21 protein-coding genes and 2 pseudogenes are annotated in these 19,194 nt (G+C 45.1%); 16 read left to right on the top strand and 7 right to left on the bottom strand.

Going from position 1 to position 19,194, the window contains the following annotated elements; genetic code table 11:
- Positions 1-59 precede the first annotated feature (59 nt).
- The 3 genes from MAS10914_RS0108175 to MAS10914_RS34020 all read right to left on the bottom strand — a co-directional run bounded on the left by MAS10914_RS0108175 (position 60) and on the right by MAS10914_RS34020 (position 3,336).
- Positions 60-710 carry an acetoacetate decarboxylase family protein gene (locus tag MAS10914_RS0108175; protein ID WP_017315434.1) on the bottom strand — a complete coding sequence of 217 codons (651 nt, stop codon included), beginning with the start codon at positions 708-710 and terminating at the stop codon, positions 60-62.
- A gap of 472 nt (positions 711-1,182) precedes the next feature.
- Positions 1,183-3,102: a molecular chaperone DnaK gene (gene dnaK, locus MAS10914_RS0108170; RefSeq protein WP_017315433.1), complete on the bottom strand. Its 1,920-nt coding sequence runs from the start codon at positions 3,100-3,102 to the stop codon at positions 1,183-1,185.
- A gap of 75 nt (positions 3,103-3,177) precedes the next feature.
- On the bottom strand, positions 3,178-3,336 hold the full coding sequence (locus tag MAS10914_RS34020) for a hypothetical protein (protein ID WP_017315432.1): 159 nt from the start codon (positions 3,334-3,336) through the stop codon (positions 3,178-3,180).
- Positions 3,337-3,584: 248 nt separating this feature from the next.
- Here MAS10914_RS34020 and dusB point away from each other — a divergent pair, with 248 nt between their 5' ends.
- The 6 genes from dusB to MAS10914_RS34015 all read left to right on the top strand — a co-directional run bounded on the left by dusB (position 3,585) and on the right by MAS10914_RS34015 (position 5,970).
- On the top strand, positions 3,585-4,637 hold the full coding sequence (gene dusB / locus MAS10914_RS0108160; protein ID WP_017315430.1) for a tRNA dihydrouridine synthase DusB: 1,053 nt from the start codon (positions 3,585-3,587) through the stop codon (positions 4,635-4,637).
- A 213-nt stretch (positions 4,638-4,850) separates the two neighbouring features.
- A complete protein-coding gene (locus MAS10914_RS36615) occupies positions 4,851-4,991 on the top strand; it encodes a DUF6888 family protein (RefSeq protein WP_408605856.1) in 141 nt (46 codons plus the stop codon).
- Positions 4,988-5,212, top strand: a complete 225-nt coding sequence (locus MAS10914_RS0108155) for a DUF6887 family protein (RefSeq protein ID WP_017315429.1) — start codon at positions 4,988-4,990, stop codon at positions 5,210-5,212. Before MAS10914_RS36615 ends, MAS10914_RS0108155 begins: the two co-directional genes overlap by 4 nt.
- Before the next feature lie 77 nt (positions 5,213-5,289).
- A complete protein-coding gene (locus tag MAS10914_RS0108150) occupies positions 5,290-5,520 on the top strand; it encodes a hypothetical protein (RefSeq protein ID WP_017315428.1) in 231 nt (76 codons plus the stop codon).
- Entirely contained in the window at positions 5,517-5,780 is a 264-nt protein-coding gene (locus MAS10914_RS35425; RefSeq protein WP_071599807.1) for a ParE family toxin-like protein, read from the top strand. The genes MAS10914_RS0108150 and MAS10914_RS35425 overlap by 4 nt, the downstream gene beginning before the upstream one ends.
- Positions 5,761-5,970, top strand: coding sequence for a hypothetical protein (locus MAS10914_RS34015; protein ID WP_156818114.1), 210 nt, complete (start codon positions 5,761-5,763; stop codon positions 5,968-5,970). Before MAS10914_RS35425 ends, MAS10914_RS34015 begins: the two co-directional genes overlap by 20 nt.
- 34 nt (positions 5,971-6,004) lie before the next feature.
- Here the strand turns inward: MAS10914_RS34015 and MAS10914_RS0108140 are convergent.
- Positions 6,005-6,211, bottom strand: a pseudogene (locus MAS10914_RS0108140) (tyrosine-type recombinase/integrase); the annotation flags it as partial.
- Positions 6,212-6,251: 40 nt separating this feature from the next.
- On the opposite strand from MAS10914_RS0108140, the gene MAS10914_RS0108135 reads away from it, so the two are divergent.
- The 4 genes and pseudogenes from MAS10914_RS0108135 (at position 6,252) to MAS10914_RS0108120 (ending at position 8,288) form a co-directional block, all read left to right on the top strand.
- Positions 6,252-7,097 (top strand): hypothetical protein, encoded by an 846-nt coding sequence (locus MAS10914_RS0108135; RefSeq protein ID WP_017315425.1) that lies wholly within the window; start codon positions 6,252-6,254, stop codon positions 7,095-7,097.
- A gap of 469 nt (positions 7,098-7,566) precedes the next feature.
- Positions 7,567-7,758: pseudogene (locus MAS10914_RS35420) on the top strand (BrnT family toxin); the annotation flags it as partial.
- Positions 7,748-8,032, top strand: a complete 285-nt coding sequence (locus tag MAS10914_RS0108125) for a hypothetical protein (RefSeq protein WP_017315423.1) — start codon at positions 7,748-7,750, stop codon at positions 8,030-8,032. The pseudogene MAS10914_RS35420 and the gene MAS10914_RS0108125, both read left to right, overlap by 11 nt.
- A 46-nt stretch (positions 8,033-8,078) precedes the next feature.
- Positions 8,079-8,288, top strand: a complete 210-nt coding sequence (locus tag MAS10914_RS0108120) for a hypothetical protein (RefSeq protein ID WP_026082412.1) — start codon at positions 8,079-8,081, stop codon at positions 8,286-8,288.
- Here the strand turns inward: MAS10914_RS0108120 and MAS10914_RS0108115 are convergent.
- Positions 8,278-9,924, bottom strand: a complete 1,647-nt coding sequence (locus MAS10914_RS0108115; protein WP_017315421.1) for an aminotransferase class I/II-fold pyridoxal phosphate-dependent enzyme — start codon at positions 9,922-9,924, stop codon at positions 8,278-8,280. The genes MAS10914_RS0108120 and MAS10914_RS0108115 overlap by 11 nt on opposite strands.
- Before the next feature lie 167 nt (positions 9,925-10,091).
- Here MAS10914_RS0108115 and MAS10914_RS0108110 point away from each other — a divergent pair, with 167 nt between their 5' ends.
- Both MAS10914_RS0108110 and ychF read left to right on the top strand, forming a co-directional pair.
- Positions 10,092-10,313: a hypothetical protein gene (locus MAS10914_RS0108110; RefSeq protein WP_017315420.1), complete on the top strand. Its 222-nt coding sequence runs from the start codon at positions 10,092-10,094 to the stop codon at positions 10,311-10,313.
- A 61-nt stretch (positions 10,314-10,374) separates the two neighbouring features.
- Positions 10,375-11,466: a redox-regulated ATPase YchF gene (gene ychF, locus MAS10914_RS0108105; protein ID WP_017315419.1), complete on the top strand. Its 1,092-nt coding sequence runs from the start codon at positions 10,375-10,377 to the stop codon at positions 11,464-11,466.
- Positions 11,467-11,767: 301 nt separating this feature from the next.
- Here ychF and lysS read toward each other — a convergent pair whose 3' ends face one another.
- Positions 11,768-13,294, bottom strand: a complete 1,527-nt coding sequence (gene lysS / locus MAS10914_RS0108100) for a lysine--tRNA ligase (protein WP_017315418.1) — start codon at positions 13,292-13,294, stop codon at positions 11,768-11,770.
- A gap of 316 nt (positions 13,295-13,610) precedes the next feature.
- On the opposite strand from lysS, the gene MAS10914_RS0108095 reads away from it, so the two are divergent.
- Both MAS10914_RS0108095 and MAS10914_RS0108090 read left to right on the top strand, forming a co-directional pair.
- The gene (locus MAS10914_RS0108095) at positions 13,611-13,850 is read left to right on the top strand and encodes a DUF2283 domain-containing protein (RefSeq protein WP_017315417.1); all 240 of its coding nucleotides are present in this window, start codon (positions 13,611-13,613) and stop codon (positions 13,848-13,850) included.
- 7 nt (positions 13,851-13,857) lie between these two features.
- A complete protein-coding gene (locus tag MAS10914_RS0108090; protein ID WP_017315416.1) occupies positions 13,858-14,736 on the top strand; it encodes a phosphotransferase family protein in 879 nt (292 codons plus the stop codon).
- A gap of 7 nt (positions 14,737-14,743) precedes the next feature.
- Here MAS10914_RS0108090 and MAS10914_RS0108085 read toward each other — a convergent pair whose 3' ends face one another.
- The gene (locus tag MAS10914_RS0108085; RefSeq protein WP_017315415.1) at positions 14,744-15,721 is read right to left on the bottom strand and encodes a M48 family metallopeptidase; all 978 of its coding nucleotides are present in this window, start codon (positions 15,719-15,721) and stop codon (positions 14,744-14,746) included.
- A gap of 412 nt (positions 15,722-16,133) precedes the next feature.
- Here MAS10914_RS0108085 and MAS10914_RS35415 point away from each other — a divergent pair, with 412 nt between their 5' ends.
- Together MAS10914_RS35415 and MAS10914_RS29805 are read left to right on the top strand one after the other, a co-directional pair.
- Positions 16,134-17,912 carry an ATP-dependent DNA helicase gene (locus MAS10914_RS35415; RefSeq protein WP_017315414.1) on the top strand — a complete coding sequence of 593 codons (1,779 nt, stop codon included), beginning with the start codon at positions 16,134-16,136 and terminating at the stop codon, positions 17,910-17,912.
- A gap of 612 nt (positions 17,913-18,524) precedes the next feature.
- A complete protein-coding gene (locus MAS10914_RS29805) occupies positions 18,525-19,094 on the top strand; it encodes a hypothetical protein (RefSeq protein WP_017315413.1) in 570 nt (189 codons plus the stop codon).
- Positions 19,095-19,194: the final 100 nt, after the last annotated feature.

The raw sequence follows: 19,194 nt of genomic DNA, 5'->3' as shown, positions 1-19,194 counted from the left end.
AAAAAGAGCGATCGCCTACTCGGTAATCAGCGTCAGGAAAACTCATACAGCAAACAATTTTACTGATAACTATACTCAACTGCCCTTTGTCCCACAACTTCCGGCGCACGCACTTTCAAACTCATCTGTTCGCAACGCACAGTTAACAAAGGTTGACCTAAGCCTATCGCAGAAAAAGGACTTTCACTAGGCACTTCTAACTTAGAACCAATAAACCCTATCCGCGATTCTAATTCAGCCGAGAAGTTCAGCAAATTCGTATCTTTTGCACTGAAACTAGATCCACCTAACCACTGTCGCCATGCGAAGGTTTGCTGCTTATAGTTCAGATTACACAATGTCCGATTTCCTTGGCGAACAGTGACACGTTCTCCTTTTTCCCAGGTAAAATCAGCTAATTCCTTGGGTAGCCCCCAAATCTCTCGACCACCTGCGACTGAATCAGGATTATCTACATAAATATGGGAAACCCAGCCACCGATCTTTCCCTGATAACCCACAAAGGCAGGTATGACAATCAATTCGCTGTACTCCAGCACCGAGCCATGCCCGTAATACGATAAATATACACCGCCAAGGGTTTTACCAGGAAATACAGAAATAATTTCTAATTCCCTCGGAATTAGGTGACGCACTCGGTCAATATTTATGAGATGCCCAGTTACGATCGCGTAGCCTTGAAGTGTCCAGGGAGCTTGTGGGTATGGCATTTTTCGCAAGTTTTGAATGAATAACTGAGTGTTGCTGAATCAAATTACGATTTATGTTGACATTACAAGCCCAATATAGAAAAGAGTTAGGACTAACTCACCATACTTGAGGTACAAATTACGCTTCCACACCCTTATACCAAATTGCCTTTGTTTGTCATTCTGACCGGAGCGAAGAATCTCACCAAAGACTTGGCTATACTGCGTTTTACTCAATATGAAACAATACTATTTATCCCAATTTGGTATTATATCATGTTCGCTTCATTGCCCATAATAAAACTTATTTGTAGTAAGGACTTCAGTCCTAGCTTGATCAGTAAATAGGACTAAAGTCCTCACTACGAAATTATTAGGGTTATATAACCGGACACGATATTACACCCTATCTTCACAAAAAAATTCCCACCCAAGAATCGTTTTGGATGGGGGATTTTGATTGTAGGGTGGGCAATGCCCACCAGAGCAATAACTACTTAGACTCAGTGAAATCGGCGTCAATCACATCGTCACCACTACCAGAGGAAGAAGCGCCACCACCAGAGGTGTCAGCACCACCAGCACCAGCAGCAGAACCATCGCCACCACCTGCTTGTTGATAAATATTGCTACCAACAGCAAAGAGCGCTTGTTGCAATTCTGGCATGAGCTTCTTGATCTGCTCGTCGTCTTCCTTGGAGACGGCATCGCGCAGGTCTTTCACCAAACCTTCTATCTTGGTCTTATCAGCAGCTGGGACTTTATCACCCAATTCTTGAATCTGCTTTTCGGCTTGGTATGACAAGGAGTCGGCTTGGTTCTTGCGGTCAATTTTCTCACGACGCTCTTTGTCGGCTGAGGCGTTTTTCTCCGCTTCGTTCACCATCCGCTCGACTTCGCTCTTATCGAGGGTGGAAGCGCCAGTAATACTGATAGACTGCTCCTTACCAGTACCTTTGTCCTTAGCGGTAACGTTGAGAATACCGTTGGCGTCAATATCGAAAATCACTTCGATTTGAGGGACACCGCGTGGTGCTGGGGGAATACCATCGAGACGGAAGGTACCCAAGCTCTTGTTGTCGTTTGACATCTCCCGTTCGCCTTGGAGGACGTGAATTTCCACGTTGGTTTGACCATCCACAGCGGTGGAGAAGACTTCTGACTTCTTGGTAGGAATTGTGGTGTTGCGGGGGATAATCTTGGTCATGACGCCACCCAAGGTTTCCACACCCAAGGACAGCGGTGTTACGTCTAACAGCAAGATACCAGTAACATCACCACCAAGCACACCAGCTTGAATTGCTGCACCAACTGCCACAACTTCATCGGGGTTGACGCTTTGGTTGGGGTCTTTAGCCAACACCTGCTTCACCACTTGTTGTACAGCTGGAATGCGGGTAGAACCACCAACTAATACAACTTCATCAATATCGTTCTTGCTTAATTTAGCATCGCGCAGCGCGTTCTCAACGGGAATTCGGCAGCGGTCAATTAAGTCAGAGCAGAGTTCTTCAAACTTGGCGCGAGTCAGGGTTGTATCCAGGTGCTTAGGACCATCCTGGGTAGCGGTAATAAATGGCAGGTTAATTTCCGCTTGGGTGACGCTGGAAAGCTCAATTTTCGCTTTTTCTGCGGCTTCAGTCAAACGCTGTAAAGCTTGTCTGTCTTTACGGAGGTCGATCCCTTCGTCTTTGCGGAACTGTTCAGCTAAGAAGTCAACAATCTTCTTGTCGAAGTCGTCACCACCAAGGTGGGTATCACCAGAGGTTGCTAACACTTCAAACACGCCGTCGCCAACTTCCAGAATGGATACGTCGAATGTACCACCACCAAGGTCAAACACGAGGATGGTTTCGTTGCTCTTCTTATCAAAGCCGTATGCCAAGGAAGCAGCGGTAGGTTCGTTGATAATCCGTAGGACTTCAATACCAGCAATTTTACCAGCGTCTTTGGTTGCTTGGCGCTGGGAGTCGTTGAAGTATGCAGGAACGGTGATCACCGCTTGAGTGACAGTTTCACCGATGTACTTGCTAGCATCTTCTACCAGCTTGCGAAGAACTTGTGCAGAAATTTCTTCCGGAGCAAAAGCCTTACCTGCTTGCGGACAATCAACTTTAACGTTACCGTTGCTGTCACGCACCACCTTGTAAGAAACTTCAGTCGCTTCGTGGGTAATTTCGTCGAACTTGCGTCCAATGAAACGTTTTACAGAATAAAAAGTGTTTTCGGGGTTCATCACCGCCTGGCGTTTGGCGATTTGACCAACCAAGCGATCGCCATTTTTTGCGAAGGCGACTACTGAAGGCGTTGTCCGAAAACCTTCCGCGTTGGCAATAACTGTGGGTTTACCACCTTCCATAACTGCCACGCAGGAGTTTGTCGTACCTAAGTCAATTCCAACTACTTTTGCCATTGTAGGTGCTGGCTCCGTATAACTACAAATGAATGAATGAGAGTATAAAGGGCTAAATTTTTGAACCAACTGGATTTAGAAAGCAGCCAGTTCAGCATGAATACCTTTGGTTTTACTTACTGCTGATATATATACTGAGCCTGTGTAGCCAGTCCATGAAGGGTGGTTTTCCGAACCTTGGTTAGGACGGTTATGCTGCAAAATTTTTCTTGTTTGTTCTTCTTGTTTCTTCATGGACTCAATTGCTTTCACTTTCTTTGTCTAATGTATGAGAATTAATACTAGGAGTAATTCGGGTGAACCGTATCGATAATGTGGTGTTTGCCGTCTTTAGGGAATGGAGAATGGCGGCTATTGATAGCGATTGGCAAAAGAATCAGACTAAAAAATGATATTCTGGCTACATCTTTCCTATTTCTAATCCCTAGTCGCTAATCCCCTGAGTACAATAGAAAAGCTTATGTGCCTCGACGACATGATATATGCTTACGCTGTCTCCTGATCTAAAAGCTAGACTTTCGACTCCTCTAAAAATTGGTTCTTTTGAGGTGAAAAGTCGGGTTCTCCAGTCGCCTTTGTCTGGGGTGACGGATATGGTATTTCGTCGGCTGGTGCGTCGTTATGCACCTGAGTCGATGATGTACACGGAGATGGTGAATGCAACAGGGTTGCATTATGTGAAGCAGTTGCCCAAAATCATGGAGGTAGACCGTAACGAGCGACCAATTAGTATTCAGTTGTTTGACTGTCGCCCTGATTTTCTGGCAGAAGCAGCGGTAAAGGCGGTTGAGGAAGGGGCTGATACCGTTGATATTAATATGGGTTGTCCGGTAAATAAAATTACCAAGAATGGTGGTGGCTCTTCGCTATTGCGTCAGCCAGAAGTTGCTGAGGCAATAGTTAGGGAAGTGGTGAAGGCGGTTGATGTCCCTGTAACCGTTAAAACCCGTATTGGTTGGAACGACAAGGAAATTACCATTCTCGACTTTGCCAAGCGAATGCAGGATGCGGGGGCGCAAATGATTACCGTGCATGGACGTACTCGCGCCCAAGGGTACAATGGCAATGCCCGCTGGGAATGGATTGCCCGCGTTAAGGAAATTCTTGAGATTCCAGTGATTGGTAATGGAGATATTTTCTCGGTTGAGGCGGCGGTAAAGTGTTTGGAACAAACTGGCGCGGATGGGATCATGTGTTCGCGCGGGACTTTGGGTTATCCGTTTTTGGTGGGAGAAGTTGATTACTTCTTGAAAACAGGAGAACAGTTACCGCCACCAACTCCAATTCAGCTTTTGGAATGTGCGAAGGAACATTTACAAGCTTTGTATGAATACAAGGGTGATAGAGGTGTGCGTCAAGCACGTAAGCACATGACTTGGTATGCAAAAGGTTTCGCTGGTGCTGCTGATTTACGTGGAAAGTTGAGCGTGATTGAAACTGTGCAGCAAGGTATAGATTTGATTGATCGGGCGATCGCACTGTTGGCGAATGGGTATGAACTCGTCGAAGAAAATCAGTTGGCGATCGCCCAGTAAATGATGGGATGGGGGGTGCGATTCACCTGCGCTCACGCTACGCTAACCCATCATGGGTCAACTGGACATTTGGAACGACTCAAAAGAATGGGTCTTGAAGCCAACAGACTCCGAGAGAAATAGGCTGCGGAAGGTGCTATACTCTGCGCTCCGGAGAGGTAATGAGGAGGGAGAATTATTCCTACGCCGGAACAAAAGACGCAGTGCTTTATTTTGTGCTGCTGGTTTACTAAGCTTTACTTGCCCATTAATGTGGTTCGTATAGATCAGCGAACAGGGAATGTGTTCTTCTTAGCAGGTGAGGAGAATATCATTGAGATATATCCGAATGGCAGATGGAGGTATGTGCAATGAGCAAACCTAACTTTCAGGCAATGAGTCAAAAAGATTTACATGCCTATGTTTTAGCTCATCGTGATGATCAAGAAGCATTTTATGCGTATGTGGACAAGTTACATGCAGAGGCTAACTGGGTTGAAATGCCACCTTTACAGTCTTTAGAGGACTTGGAAAACTATCCTGAATTTCTTGAGCGTGTTCGCAATGGTTCGGAACCACAAGATAATGCCGTCTAACAATCGCGTTGGTTGAACAGTTAGGCGACAATTGGTGCTAGCTTTAAAAACAGAATGTCGCATCAAAGCAGCACACTATGTCGTCCCCAGCAATCACTACAGTAGTAAAGATGATGGAGTCTTTACCTGTTGATGTACAGGATCAAGTTGCAGAGCACCTTCGAGAGTACATCAATGAGTTACAAGATGAAATTCAATGGAGCAAATCCTTCGAGAGAACGCAGCAAAAACTTGTAGCTGCTGCACAACGCGCCAAACAAGAAATTGCTGAGGGGAAAGCGACTACACTGGACTACGACCAGTTATGAAGTCCGCCGTGCTTCCCTCATTTTGGGTTGAATATCGGCGTTTCAGTGATGATGTCAGACAAAGTGCCAGGAAAGCTTATCGGTTATGGGCACAGAATCCATTTCATCCATCTTTGCATTTCAAGTGTATCAATAGCCAGGAAGATATTTGGTCTGTGAGAGTAACGCGGGGTTATCGAGCACTTGGAGTACTAGAAAGTGATACAGTCACATGGTTTTGGATCGGTAGCCACGACGATTATGAGCGCTTCTTCTCGTAAGTTGGCAGTAGCCCAACACTTCACTGCATCGGAACGCCTGGTGAAGGTGTCGGCTGTGTCCTTTGAGGTTGTCCACCGTCCGGTGAGAGCCACCGTTATGCCGCAAGGCGAGCAGTGGGGGCAATTATTTGAGAAGGCAGTGTGTAGAGCGATTGGGCACAGCCCAGTGCCGGAGGCAATCGCCCAATAAGGGATGCGATTGGGTGCGATGGGGCGGAGCCACGCTACGCTAACGCATCATAGGTCAAGTGGACTGCGATCGTCTCTACACCAAGGTTTAGAACATGGGTATAAATCATTATGGTTTTCATCTCCTTATACCCCAGCAACTCTTGCATTATGCGGATGTCATAGCCATTTTGTCGCAAAATTGTCGCAAAACTGTGGCGAAACGTGTAACAACTTACCCGTTTTTCCATCTTCGCCGCCCGAAACGCCTGTTTCTATGACTTTTATAAACCAGAGGTATGTATGTCGGAAGTGAGATTAGAAATCTCCTATGAACAGACAAGATCTTTAGTAATTGAAGCATTAGGGTCTTCTGGCGGGGGACAAGTAACAAGTCTCCACTCCAACATTGCAAGGTTAGTTGTTGAAAAAGGTATTGCACCAAACCCTGATGCAAACTCACGAACTAGTTACATCAATCGCTCATATGAACTTCCTCAAAAGTATAAAACTTGGATTGAAGATATTATTTGGGACTTAATAATGGAGGGTTTGGTTTGCCCCGGACGAGGAGATGGACTCAACGAGGGTTTACCTTGGTATCACATTTCAGAGTATGGAAAGACTGTTCTTAGAAGTCAACCGCCGCAGCCCTATGATCCAGATGGTTACTTGGCTAGAGTGCAGGCTATACCCAACATTGAAAGCATCATACTTGCTTATTTGGAGGAGAGCTTAAAAACCTTCCGAATTCACTGTCTTCTGTCATCTGTTATCACGTTAGGATGTGCTTCTGAAAAGGCTATCTTACTCTTGATTGACACTTGCGAGAATGCAATATCAAATCCTACAGACAAAGCTGATTTTGCAAAAAAGACAGATACTATCTCGATTAAAAGAAAACATGATGAATTTCAAAACCTCCTAAAGACTAAAATCATTTCAGCTTTGCCATACGACATTAAGGATAACTTAGATAACTACTTGACTGGTCTTTTCTCCATCATTAGGAGTCACAGAAATGATGCAGGTCATCCGACAGGGAAAGTCATACAAAGAGAGCATCTCTACTCATACTTGGTAGTTTTTCCTTCATATCTAGAAAAGGTCTACAGTCTCATAGATTGGCTTAGTAAAAACACTATCTAGATATGCTTGCAAAATTTCAGCAGCCTAACATCTCATTGGAGCGGACGGACGAAAGCCTCTGGTGCGGTTGCAAAGGTTATCTGCCGCCGCTGATCTTAGCCGTGAGGCTGCTCTTAGTCCTCTGTGGGGGCAGCGCTTCGAGGTTGTCTATGGGAAGCTTAGTACACGTTACCATAAGAGGGGGTTCGCAATTCGCCTCAGGGATGAACCATAGTCGAGAGTTGTCAACATTTTGATTTCCGACCCCTATTAATGACGAGTTGTACTTAGTGTGAACTTGGCGCTGCAAGCTCTGCCTTAGGTATAGACTGATTTAAATACGTATTGACAATGTAAATACATCCTGCCTACACTTGAAGGTATGGACGTGTATTTTGTGCTAAACAGCATTACCTTTGTTTGGAATGAGGAGAAAGCTCGAAACAATCCTAGCAAGCACGATGGGATCACATTCTAGCAAGCTGCAGAAGCCTTCTTTGATCCGTTTCTAGTTGTGGTCGATGCCAGTCGCAACGATGAAGCACGAGATGCGATTATCGGGATGGATAGACGATGGAATCTGCTATACGTTGTTCACATTGAATTTGACGACGAAGACGTGATTCCGATTATTTCGGCTCGTAAAGCAACACGCCAGGAACGTGAATACTATGAAAGCTGAAACATTGAAAAAGCGATTAGATAAAAATCGTCCTATGACCACGGTTACTATTCGCATTCCTGAAGATGTGATAGAGGATCTAAAACAATTAGCCCCGTTACTCGGATTTTCGGGGTATCAACCATTGATTCGAGCGTACATTGGTCAGGGACTTCGAGCAGATATTGAGCGATTGGAGAGCGACACTGTTTCTGCATTAGTTGCAAGTCTAAAACGTCACGGTGTAACTGATGAAGTGATTCATGAAGCCCTTAGCGAAATCACACATAAGTAAGTAGTTCAACTTGTTATCGTAGTCAGCCGCCCAACACTAGATGGATATGTTAAAAAAACTTTGGGCTACCGTTCGGCAAGGAAAAATTGAACTGCTGGAATCAGGGGAACTACCTGAAGGAACAAGAGTGCTGGTAACACTTCTTCCTGATCATGAAGCTGAGTTTTGGCTTCAATCCAGCCAAACATCACTTGATGCAGTTTGGGATAACGCCGAGGATGATGTTTATGCCCAACAGACTAAAGTTAGACTTTGACAACCTTGAGTGTCTTTAAGCTAGTATCCGCACAACCGCTGATAAATCCACCCATGATCTGAATCTGTTGCAAGTATTCTAAAGCAGCCTGGGTAATGATTTCACCGGGCATCAACACAGGAATTCCCGGAGGATAAGGACAAAGGATTTCAGCACAAATGCGTTCCGTAGTTTCTTGGATGGGTAACGTTTCTGTTGCAGCGAAAAAAGCTTCACGGGGCGATATACGCACAGAATTTTCCATCATAAAAAGATTATCCCATAAAACCTTACTTCTTTTTTCCCCTATCTCCACAGAAGCTTTCGAGTTTGAAGGTGAGGTCATCGCCAACTTGCTAAAAGCTTGCACCAGCTGCTCAATATCCTCCTGGGTGTTGCCCAGACTAATGATAAAAGTGAGATGTTGTAGCGAAGCAAATTCTGCTGTTACACCTAGCTGTTGGTCGAGAATTTCTTCGGCGGCAAATCCAGTCAAACCTAAGCCCGAAACGGTGACGGTTAATCGTGTTTTGTCTAAAGCAAACCTTTCCCCAACCCCTCCAGCAACAAAAGCTGCTCCTTGTCCCTCTGCTTGTAGGAGGGGGTTAGGGGGAGGTGGGGAGGGGCTAAAATATTCCCCCTTCCCTATTAGGGGGTTAGGGGGGGTTAGGTTTGTTGAGCTAGGGAAGATATCCAAAACCGATAACCCAGGAATTTGGCTAATCCGGGTTCTTGCCTCATCTGCTAGTTGCAATGTGCGCGACATCAACTCTTTGCCGTGCAGTGCCATCTGTTGACGTGCTGCATCGAGGGAAGCTAGAAGTAAATAACTGGGACTGGTAGATTGGACGAGCTGCAATGCTTTACTGATGCGATCGCCTTTGGTGGCATCGCCTAGCGTGTGCCTTGCCCAATCGCCATCTATCCTGTCACCTTGAACGTGCAGCATTGACGCTTGAGTTAATGCTCCCAGTGTTTTATGTATGGATTGTACGGATAAATCAGCACCTGCGGCTAACGCTGGGGTGGGTAGTTCGGGATGAAAGGCGAAGTGTGCGCCGTGTGCTTCGTCTACAAGCAACGGAATATTGTATTGATGGGCAAGGGAGGCGATCGCCTTTACATCTCCACAAACACCGTAATATGTGGGGTAAACCATAAACACTGCTTTCGCATCGGGATGGTGTTCCAATGCTGCTTGTACGGCGTTGGGAGTTATACTGTGAGCAATATCTAAAACTGGGTCATATTCTGGATTCACAAAAATTGGGATAGCGCCAGAGAGAATTAAGCCTGCGATCGCTGAGGAATGGACATTGCGAGGCAAAATAATTTTATCTCCACTGCCACAGGTAGCGAGAATTGCCGCCTCAATTCCACACGTGGAACCATTGACAAGAAACCAAGTTTGTGAAGCGCCAAAGGCTTCCGCTGCTAATTGCTGCGCTTGTTGGATAACGCTTTCGGGTGCAAAGAGGTTGTCTAATTCTGCTAATTCTGGTATATCGGCGCGGAATGTAGCTTTGCCAAAAAAATCAGCCAAGGATTGAGAAATTCCTTGTCCTCTCTTGTGTCCTGGGGTGTAAAAAGCAGCATGAGGACGTTCTGCACAAGCTTTTAAGGTGTCTAATAAGGGTGTTTGATTTTGATTGAGCATTTTGAGGATGCCTTACGGATGTAACGGATAGTTTATCTCGCGTTTCTACGGTTAACTGATCCGTTAAATCTGTTATTTCATCTATTGCAAATAGCCATATGGGGAGATGTCGGCAGCGTCTGTTGTCATCTAGCTTGGAAAAGTCGCATGATTTAAGTAGACTTACCATGATTTATCCCAGTCCTGGTCCTTTACCTGAGCCACAGATTCCAAATCCTGATCCATCACCGACACCAAGCATTCCCCAACCTATACCAGGACCTGTACCGGAACCCGTACCATCTCCCGTTCCCGAACCAGTTCCAACACCAGTACCAGAACCTGTACCGAGTCCCATTCCCCAGACAGTTCCAGCACCAATTCCTCAAACAGTTCCTGGACCTGTTTGAAACTCTTTGCAGGTAGTCTTAAGATAACGTTTGGTACAAACTCCAAAATTTCAAATTTAAAATGCTACGAGCCGGAATTGTCGGACTCCCTAACGTTGGAAAATCTACTTTGTTTAATGCCTTGGTTGCTAACGCCAAGGCAGAAGCAGCCAATTTTCCTTTTTGCACGATTGAACCGAATGTCGGCGTTGTCTCTGTGCCGGATGAGCGGTTAAATGTTTTAGCAAAGATTTCCTCCGCGAAACAAATTGTTCCGGCGCGTGTTGAGTTTGTAGATATTGCCGGTTTAGTCAAAGGTGCTAGTCAAGGTGAAGGACTAGGTAATCAATTTTTGTCCCACATCCGGGAAGTTGATGCAATTGTTCATGTGGTGCGTTGTTTTGAGAATGATGATATTATCCACGTTGCCGGTTCAGTTGATCCAGCACGAGATATTGAAATCATCAATTTAGAGCTTGGTTTAGCCGATTTGTCACAAATTGAACGGCGGATAGAACGTACCCGCAAACAAGCTCGTACTAGTAAAGAAGGACAAATTGAATTAGCATTACTAGAAAAATTAGCTGCTGCATTAAATGAAGGTCAATCAGTTAGGCAAGTGAGTTTGACCGAAGAAGAAGCAGAGATTATTAAACCACTAGAACTGCTGACTCTTAAGCCAATTATCTATGCTGCTAACGTGTCAGAAGATGATTTAGCAACAGGTAATGAATTTGTGGAAAAAGTGCGGCAAATTGCATCTAATGAAAATGCACAAGTTGTCATTGTTTCTGCACAGGTTGAAGCAGAGTTAATTGAATTACCAGAAGAAGAAAGAACTGAGTTTTTAGCTTCTTTAGGTGTAGAAGAAGGCGGTTTAAAATCGTTAATTCGTGCTACTTACACTCTGTTAGGGTTGCGTACTTATTTCACAACTGGTGAAAAAGAAACCCGCGCTTGGACTATTCACGCTGGGATGTCCGCACCACAAGCAGCAGGAGTAATTCACACTGATTTTGAACGCGGATTTATTCGGGCTGAGACAGTTGCTTATAATGATTTAGTAACAGCTGGTTCGATGAATGGTGCGAAGGAAAAAGGGTTAGTTCGCAGTGAAGGAAAAGATTACGTTGTGCAAGAAGGCGATGTAATGCTGTTCCGATTTAATGTGTAATGTAACCGAAATTCTCATCAGAAACCTGGTTTTTTAAAGAGACCGGGTTTCTTAGTGGGTTTTAAGATTTAACTCCATGAATACCCAAGAAGGGTGATATTTTTCAGGAATTTCACTTTCAGCATAAGGGGCGCTCTCCTGAAATCTAAGGCTATGATAAAGCGCCTGTGCTTCCTTTGCAAAAGGGGCTGTGTCTAAGCGGATTCTTGAATAACCTATTTCGCCAGCTTCACGAATAATAGCTTGACCAATTAACCTGGTTAAGATAGTGCGTTAGGCTTCGCCCTAACGCAGCGTATGATTATGTAGTCGATTCCGGGGATGATTCGGATTTTTCAGGTTTGAGTAGTGGGAATGCGATCGCATCACGAATACTCGCGCAGTCTGTTAACAACATCACCAACCTGTCAATCCCAATACCTAACCCACCTGTGGGAGGCATACCATATTCCAACGCTGTCAAGAAGTCTTCATCCACCCCCTGCGCTTCCAAATCACCAGCAGCTTTTCTTGCAGCTTGGGCTTCCAAACGTTGACGCTGATCAATAGGATCGGTTAATTCTGAGAAACTGTTGGCAGTTTCCCGCCCTACAACATATAACTCAAATCGCTCCACCAAACCAGGCTGAGAACGGTGCGGTTTTGCCAGTGGCGAAATTTCCACTGGAAAATCGGTGACAAAAGTAGGCTGAATTAAGTTTTCCTCTACCTTTTGCTCAAACGCTTCATTCAGCAGCCTGCCAATTGAGGGACAACCTTCGATACCTTCCAAACCTGCATTTTTACAGGCTGCTTTTGCCTCTTCTAGAGTTTGGAACGAGTTGAGATCTAAACCTGTATATTCCTTCACCAAATCGTGCATTGTCACACGTCGCCAAGGGGGAGTTAAATCGATTGGCGTGCCTTGATAGGTGATTTGTAGCGTGGCGAGAACCTCTTGGGCGACGGTAGTAATAATACCCTCCGTCAACGCCATCATGTCGTTGTAATCGGCATAAGCTTGGTAAATTTCAATTGAGGTAAATTCGGGGTTATGACGGGTAGAAATTCCCTCATTGCGGAAAATCCGTCCCAGTTCAAACACCTTTTCAAACCCACCCACAATCAAGCGCTTAAGATGGAGTTCTGTCGCAATTCGTAAATACAACTCTATCTCTAGAGTGTTGTGGTAAGTGACGAATGGACGGGCATCTGCACCCCCCGCTTCTGCTAGGAGAACGGGAGTTTCAATTTCAATAAAACCACGCTCTTCCAGGTAACGACGAATACCAGCCGTGATTTGAGCGCGACGGCGGAATGTTTGCCGGACTTCAGGGTTCACTATCAAGTCAACATAACGCTGACGGTATCTTTTAGCAACATCCGTCAACCCATGCCATTTGTCGGGTAAGGGCAACAGGGATTTCGTTAAGATAGTATATTTTTTAACAAAAACAGATAACTCGCCCTTTTCAGTCCGTTTGATTGTCCCCTTTGCACCCAAGATGTCGCCAACATCTGTAAGTTGCTTCAGGTGGTTAAAAGCATCAGCATCAACATCTGACATGCTTTCTTGAATGCGGTTTTTTTCCAGATAAAGCTGAATTGTGCCGGTTTCATCTTCCAAGGTGAAGAAAGCCAGTTTACCGAAAACGCGACGCGCCATGATGCGTCCAGCAATGGTTACTTCCAAATCAACTTCTTCACCATTGGGCAATTCGGCAAATTTTTCCTGCAATTGAGCTGCGTGATGGGTGGACTCCCAATGGTAGGCGTAGGGGTTGATTCCCAATTGCCTCAGTTGTTCTACTTTTTCCAGCCGCGTAGCACGGATATCTTCTTCCGACATGATTGACGAACTAAATAGGGCAAGACTTCATTATTGTATGTAATTGTAAGAGTAGCTGTAGCTTTGTCAGACGACAACCTAAAAACTAACAATACTACATTCGATTAATATTGATTTTCGCTCTTTTCCTTCAACACGAAATAAGCCAGCAAGCGAATGACTGTGTCTGTGGATTTTTAAGAATCTATCATCAAAAGGCGGTTTTACTGTTGTAGAGCGTACAAAGTTACGTTAGCATTCACTGCTATAAACAGCAGCATAGGCTCTTGGTAGCTGACCTCATCAAGAAAATGCAGCAAGAGAAATTAGAAATTATATGCATGCAAAGTTACAGTTTGAATATGATCGCTCTGCTGACACCCTGTATATCAACAAGCTTCCCCCGTACCCAGAGCAAGAACCGGCAGAAATTGAGTATGGTGTGATTGCTCGTCTAAACCCTAATACCGGTGAAATTGAAAATCTAGAAATTCTGTTCTTTTCCAAAAGGCTATCCGAGGAACCCCTTTTGGAACTGCCACTGATAGCAGATTTTCACTTTGCACCAACTACATAATCTATCGATGAATTGCCAGGAACTTTATCTACAAAGCCTTGTTGATACCTATCCTCACTTTCCGCTTTGCTCAGTCCGGTTCAACAACTCTGGTCAAAACAATGATGTTCTTATCATTAACGAAACGTTTATATTTCGTTTTCCTAAGCACACCCATGCCGTCAAACAACTCGAAATTGAAACCGCTATCCTCTGCGAACTCCAAAATTACATTACACTAGAGATCCCCAACCCGAGTTTCAAGAATTTAGAATCCCTTACGGTGGGTCAAACGTTTATTGGCTACCAAATGATTTCAGGGGAACCACTTTGGCACAAAACGCTCGTCCTAATTCAGGATGACAAAACTCTTGATGGTCTAGCAGCCCAATTAGCCAATTTCCTGAAAGAATTACACAGCGTACCGATAAGAAAAGCGCTCGCTCGTGAACTACCTCTTTATGATCAGCATAGTCAGTGGGCTGACTTGTACGCTCGCATCCAAGAAAAGCTCTTTCCTCATATGCGTCACCAGGCAAAGGATTGGGTAGTTAGTCATTTTGAAACATTCTTGAGCAATCTAGGTCATTTTAAATATGAGCCGATTCTCAAGCATGGCGATTTTGGTACAAGCAATATTCTATTTGATCCAAAGACTCAGAGCATTAGCGGTGTTGTCGATTTTGGTGAGGCTGGTCTTGGCGATCCAGCCTATGATTTTGCAGGTATCCTCAGTGGATATGGCGAGTCTTTTCTGCGACGGTTTTACAAAACTTACCCGGAAATTGAGTCTTTCTGGGAGCGCATCTGGTTTTACAAAGGAACCTTTGCTCTACTAGAGGCATTATTTGGGATTGAAAATAATGACAAAGAAGCATTCTCGAGCGGTATCGACGCTTACGTGTAATAAATCCCTACTCAGACTCAGACCTTCTTATCCGATCCATTTCCCTTTGCAATTCTTCAATTTGGCGGCGCAAAGCTTCTACTTCTTCATTTTGGGCGGTCTGTGTCTGTGCTTCTACATTGACTGCTCCCGCAGCGGTTGCTCGCTGATAATTGCCTCTCTTGATTTGCTGATATTCGTCTGATTCTGCCCACTGCCGCAGGTAGTGGATGCGTTCCACGGCGAAAGGATGACTGAGCATTGTACCCTGAGCGCCATTGTAAATCAAGAATTTATATATTTGGTTCAGTCCATCTGCATCAAGTGCCTGATAGTCTTCTGACTGACGGATAAACTCTTGCAAACTGCATTCGTTGGCATATTTGATACTTCCTCCCGAAACTTTCATCATAGAAGTCATTACAGGGTTTAAATCATCCATCACCAACAACGCGGCTCGGTCTGCTGATAACTCGGCTTTACGCCGCCATTCATAAAAAGCGTAAATTAAACCTTGAGTGACAAAATTACCTATGCCGAAGGTCAATTCCCCGATGGCAGAAGCAGCACTCATCGCCCACATCGCCATTTGAATTAAAATAGTATGACCACATTTAATATGCCCCAGTTCATGGGCTAGCACCGCCCTAATTTCGGCTTCGTTTAGCAAGTCTAATATCCCTGTGTTTATGACTATATAAGGATGCTCTTGCCCCAGCGCGTAGCTATTTGCCAGGGGATTTTGCACTAAGAACAGTGCAGGTTCTGGGTAAATATCCAAATCCCGTACACATTCGCGAAACATTTGGTAAATAGTGGAATATTGGCGTGGCCCAACTTGGATGGTGTTACCCATTAGATAGACTAACTGCGGGCGTTCTACAAAAAATTCCACAAATTTACGGGCGATAAAATCAAATCCTGGCAAACTGCGTAAGGCAAGTTCTGCTTGGCGATCTAGAGGATGCCTGAAGGCTTCGCTGGAAATTCCTGTGTAAGTTGGCATAATTCAGGGTATTTCGTTAGTAGTTAGTGGCTCACCCGAAGGGTCTTGGGGTTTCCCCCCCCATGAGCAACTGGTGAGACAGCCCTGTAAGCCCTATGTCCGCAGGACTTACGTGTTAGCGTGGCATGAAGTGCCATAGGAGGATCCCTTCGGGTATCTCCTCCCCAGAGGCTGCCCCTATGCCTACGGCACGCTTTGCGCTTACGCCAGAGCAGGCACGAGGGAAACCCTCCTACAGTACTGGCTCCTCCCCAGGGGACTGCTCACCCAAAGGGTTAGTCGTTAGTGGTTGATGGTTAGTGCTTAATATAACAATCAACAACTAACACTTAACAACTAACACAAGAAACTAACAACATAATAGAAGTGGGGCTATTACTGTAAAAAATTATTTTGTATGGGATAAGAGCGTGTGATTGAAGCAGAAGTTCATTTGTCACTACATAACTTCCTGCGATCGCAGGCGGGTTTCCCTTCCTGGCCACATCATTTAACGATGGCAAGGTTGGTAGCTCGTGCTTTGCGCCTAGAGCGTAGCGCCCTGATTCAAGTAGGAGCGGCTTCCGGCTATCAAGGGCGGTATCGCACCAGCTTTGTGGCATCGGCATTGATGTGGCGCGGTCCTGTAATTATTGTTGCTCCCCAAGCCGTACAGCAACGACTGGCAAAAGTGGAAATACCCCACCTACAGCAGTGGTTGCAAGTCAACAAAGCAATTAGAACAGGTGACGCTTGGCCTGGTGGTGAATTCCAAGGACTCCTCCTGGTATCTCCAGAAGCTTGGTTAAAAGCGCAACTTGCGTCTTGCGAGAATTTCCCTAGTGGGATTCCCACAATTATTGATGGGGTGGACGATTTGGAAGATTGGGTGCGTCATCAGCTCACTGTGACCTTAGAAGCAGATGATTGGGAGGAACTCATGCTTGCGTGCCCAAACCAAGCTGAGGTTATACGTTCTACACGGGTGCAACTCACTCACGAACTGTTCAAGCATCCTGCAAATCCCTATGAGTGTTATCTGATTTCTCAAGCAGAAGAAGAAATTTTGCTCCGTCTGTATTCGGCTATAGATAGATCCAGCCTACCCGATGCTTGGAAAAAGTTCTGGCAGCAATTTCAACACAGACGTGAAATTCCCCATCTCCCCATCTCCCCATTGCCCCCCAACCCCAACACTAATCCTCTCAAGTCGACACCGCCCACGCAGTTGGCTCCTCCGTGGGAACCCTTAGCCCCCCCTTCGGGTGTCTCCTCCCCAGAGGCTGCGCCAACACACTCGCCCGGGTCGGGAAACCCTCCCGCAGCACCGCAGTTTCTACATGAGGGAAACCCGCCTCCGAACTACTCGCTGTCTCACCATCTCCCCATCTCCCCATCCCTGCTATGGGCAACTATTGCCCGTCGTCAAGGTTTATTTTCTTTGCACTGTACCCCCATTGAATTAGGAAAAATACTATCGCCAATATGGAGTCGCCAACCTGTGGTGTTCATTGGCAATGCCTTAGAACCGGAAACTGAAGCTCCCCTATTCCGCCAGCGCTTAGGGTTGGACGACGACTTGACTTGCGTCAAGTTTTCCTCTGATAGCCAAACAGAAGCGATTCAATTATATGTACCGTATCAGTTACCCCTACCCAACACGCCAGAGTTTCAACCAGCATTTATTCACAAAGTTCTGACGCTGGTGTGCTTAAGCGCTACATCACCAGGATTGACAGTTGTACTCGTGGGAGATGTACCGCTGAAATCCCAGGTGGGGACAACTCTTGCTTCTGAGTTTGGTTCACGGGTGCAGGTGGAAAAAACTTGTTTGGATGAAAATGGTATTTTGGTGAGCGGTTGGGAATTTTGGCGCGAGCATCAAAAGGTTTTGCCTGCTCCCCAGCTTTTGGTTATCGCGACTTTACCCCTACCATCTCTAGAAAATCCCTTAGTGGCAGGTAGGGTGGCACACTACAAACGCTTGCATCAGGATTGGTTCCGTTTGTACTTGTTGCCAATGGCTCTGAATGAATTGCAAAGAGCGATCGCTCCGTTGCGAGAAAGTAAAGGCATTGTTGCTTTGCTCGATAGCCGTGTCATTATCCGTAGCTACGGTGCTCAAGTTTTGACTGCCCTCAGTCCCTTGGCACGCATTAACTACCTCGATCCCAATCTGTTTTCTTCTGCCAGAGAAGACGATTCCGCATAACAATGCTTTAAGGTGGTTTAGTCTTCGTATTTTATTTCAAATTGGTATCACCTGAAATTCCTGCAAAATGTAGGATAAAAGCGCCGAAAAAACTGGTGATTTAAAACACAGTTTCTTATACAGAAGGCATTGAACCGGGAAAGTAAGAAGAACAAACAGATGCAGAATGCAGAACACAGAATATCCCCACGGATTCCATCCGGAGGATTTAACAACAAAAGAATTTTTTGTTCTCTCGCGTTTAAATTCCGCAGCATAGGACCGCAACTCTTAACCAGAACTCCACAACCTCTACTCAAATTCACCCTTCAAAATTCTGACTACTGAGTTCTGAGTTCTGAGTACTTTTTCGGTGATTAAGCTTTTACAAAGTTGTCTTGAATTTTTGCTTGATGAATGAATTTTTTGTAAAGTACTCTCTCCTCTAACTGTTTCCCTATACCGTATTTGCGAGTACATTTAGTGCGTCTCATTGCTTGCCTGGGAAAGGTTTCAACAAAATTAGGGAGGAGTCAAAGAACTGAAATCCCAGAGAAATGATGAGCCTAAATGAGGGGATTGACTAATAATTTTACACGCATTTATAATGCTAAATAGCGTGTAAAACTATTGATGAAACAAGTCATTATTATCAAGCTAAAATTAGATTGCACTTCAAAGCAAAAACAATTGCTAGGGAGTGCAAATTTAGCATATAGAGATGGCTTGAATTATACCTCAGTACGGGCATTTGAGATGCGAAAAACCTCAAATGCTCACCAACTGCAACAAGCAATTTATTACGAGTTGCGCTCCAGATGTAACCTGGCATCGCAAATGGCTTGTAATATCCCCCGCCAAGTAACACGCGCCAGGAAAAATGCTCTTCACCAGAAACATTATAAAGACCTAAACCAGCCACCTAAATACGTTACTCGCACCTGTAGCCGCAAGGACGGCAGAGATTTTTCATTTCTTCATGAAAAAGTCAGCGCTATTACCTTGAAAGGTCGGATCAAGGTAAATTACCTAGGAGACTTAAAGCATATTGAGTTAATCAGCTCCACAAAAGCTGATATTGCTAGAGCCACAAGACGGTTAAAAGCTGATATGAAGCACTGGATTGCGAAACAAAATGTAACACCTCACTTCTGGCGGTGGGCTGTAGATTCAAGCCCCTGTTCTGCGATAGAAGTGGAGTAATTGATAACTCTTAGTATCTTAAGTTTCGTTCGCAAGTTAAAATCGTGATCCAAAATTGGATATATCAGATATGAGCGGTCAAGAGTGCCGCTGCCAATGC

The sequence above is a fragment of the Mastigocladopsis repens PCC 10914 genome (assembly GCF_000315565.1).
GTDB classification, from domain to species: Bacteria; Cyanobacteriota; Cyanobacteriia; order Cyanobacteriales; family Nostocaceae; genus Mastigocladopsis; species Mastigocladopsis repens.
This window is presented reverse-complemented; position numbering and strand designations above follow the sequence as displayed.

Coding starts and splice junctions, on each gene's coding strand:
- MAS10914_RS0108175 (WP_017315434.1), bottom strand. CDS start 710: ATGCCATACCCACAAGCTCCCTGGACACTTCAAGGCTACGCGATCGTA.
- dnaK (WP_017315433.1), bottom strand. CDS start 3,102: ATGGCAAAAGTAGTTGGAATTGACTTAGGTACGACAAACTCCTGCGTG.
- MAS10914_RS34020 (WP_017315432.1), bottom strand. CDS start 3,336: ATGAAGAAACAAGAAGAACAAACAAGAAAAATTTTGCAGCATAACCGT.
- dusB (WP_017315430.1), top strand. CDS start 3,585: ATGCTTACGCTGTCTCCTGATCTAAAAGCTAGACTTTCGACTCCTCTA.
- MAS10914_RS0108155 (WP_017315429.1), top strand. CDS start 4,988: ATGAGCAAACCTAACTTTCAGGCAATGAGTCAAAAAGATTTACATGCC.
- MAS10914_RS0108150 (WP_017315428.1), top strand. CDS start 5,290: ATGTCGTCCCCAGCAATCACTACAGTAGTAAAGATGATGGAGTCTTTA.
- MAS10914_RS35425 (WP_071599807.1), top strand. CDS start 5,517: ATGAAGTCCGCCGTGCTTCCCTCATTTTGGGTTGAATATCGGCGTTTC.
- MAS10914_RS34015 (WP_156818114.1), top strand. CDS start 5,761: ATGAGCGCTTCTTCTCGTAAGTTGGCAGTAGCCCAACACTTCACTGCA.
- MAS10914_RS0108135 (WP_017315425.1), top strand. CDS start 6,252: ATGTCGGAAGTGAGATTAGAAATCTCCTATGAACAGACAAGATCTTTA.
- MAS10914_RS0108125 (WP_017315423.1), top strand. CDS start 7,748: ATGAAAGCTGAAACATTGAAAAAGCGATTAGATAAAAATCGTCCTATG.
- MAS10914_RS0108120 (WP_026082412.1), top strand. CDS start 8,079: ATGTTAAAAAAACTTTGGGCTACCGTTCGGCAAGGAAAAATTGAACTG.
- MAS10914_RS0108115 (WP_017315421.1), bottom strand. CDS start 9,924: ATGCTCAATCAAAATCAAACACCCTTATTAGACACCTTAAAAGCTTGT.
- MAS10914_RS0108110 (WP_017315420.1), top strand. CDS start 10,092: ATGATTTATCCCAGTCCTGGTCCTTTACCTGAGCCACAGATTCCAAAT.
- ychF (WP_017315419.1), top strand. CDS start 10,375: ATGCTACGAGCCGGAATTGTCGGACTCCCTAACGTTGGAAAATCTACT.
- lysS (WP_017315418.1), bottom strand. CDS start 13,294: ATGTCGGAAGAAGATATCCGTGCTACGCGGCTGGAAAAAGTAGAACAA.
- MAS10914_RS0108095 (WP_017315417.1), top strand. CDS start 13,611: ATGCATGCAAAGTTACAGTTTGAATATGATCGCTCTGCTGACACCCTG.
- MAS10914_RS0108090 (WP_017315416.1), top strand. CDS start 13,858: ATGAATTGCCAGGAACTTTATCTACAAAGCCTTGTTGATACCTATCCT.
- MAS10914_RS0108085 (WP_017315415.1), bottom strand. CDS start 15,721: ATGCCAACTTACACAGGAATTTCCAGCGAAGCCTTCAGGCATCCTCTA.
- MAS10914_RS29805 (WP_017315413.1), top strand. CDS start 18,525: ATGAAACAAGTCATTATTATCAAGCTAAAATTAGATTGCACTTCAAAG.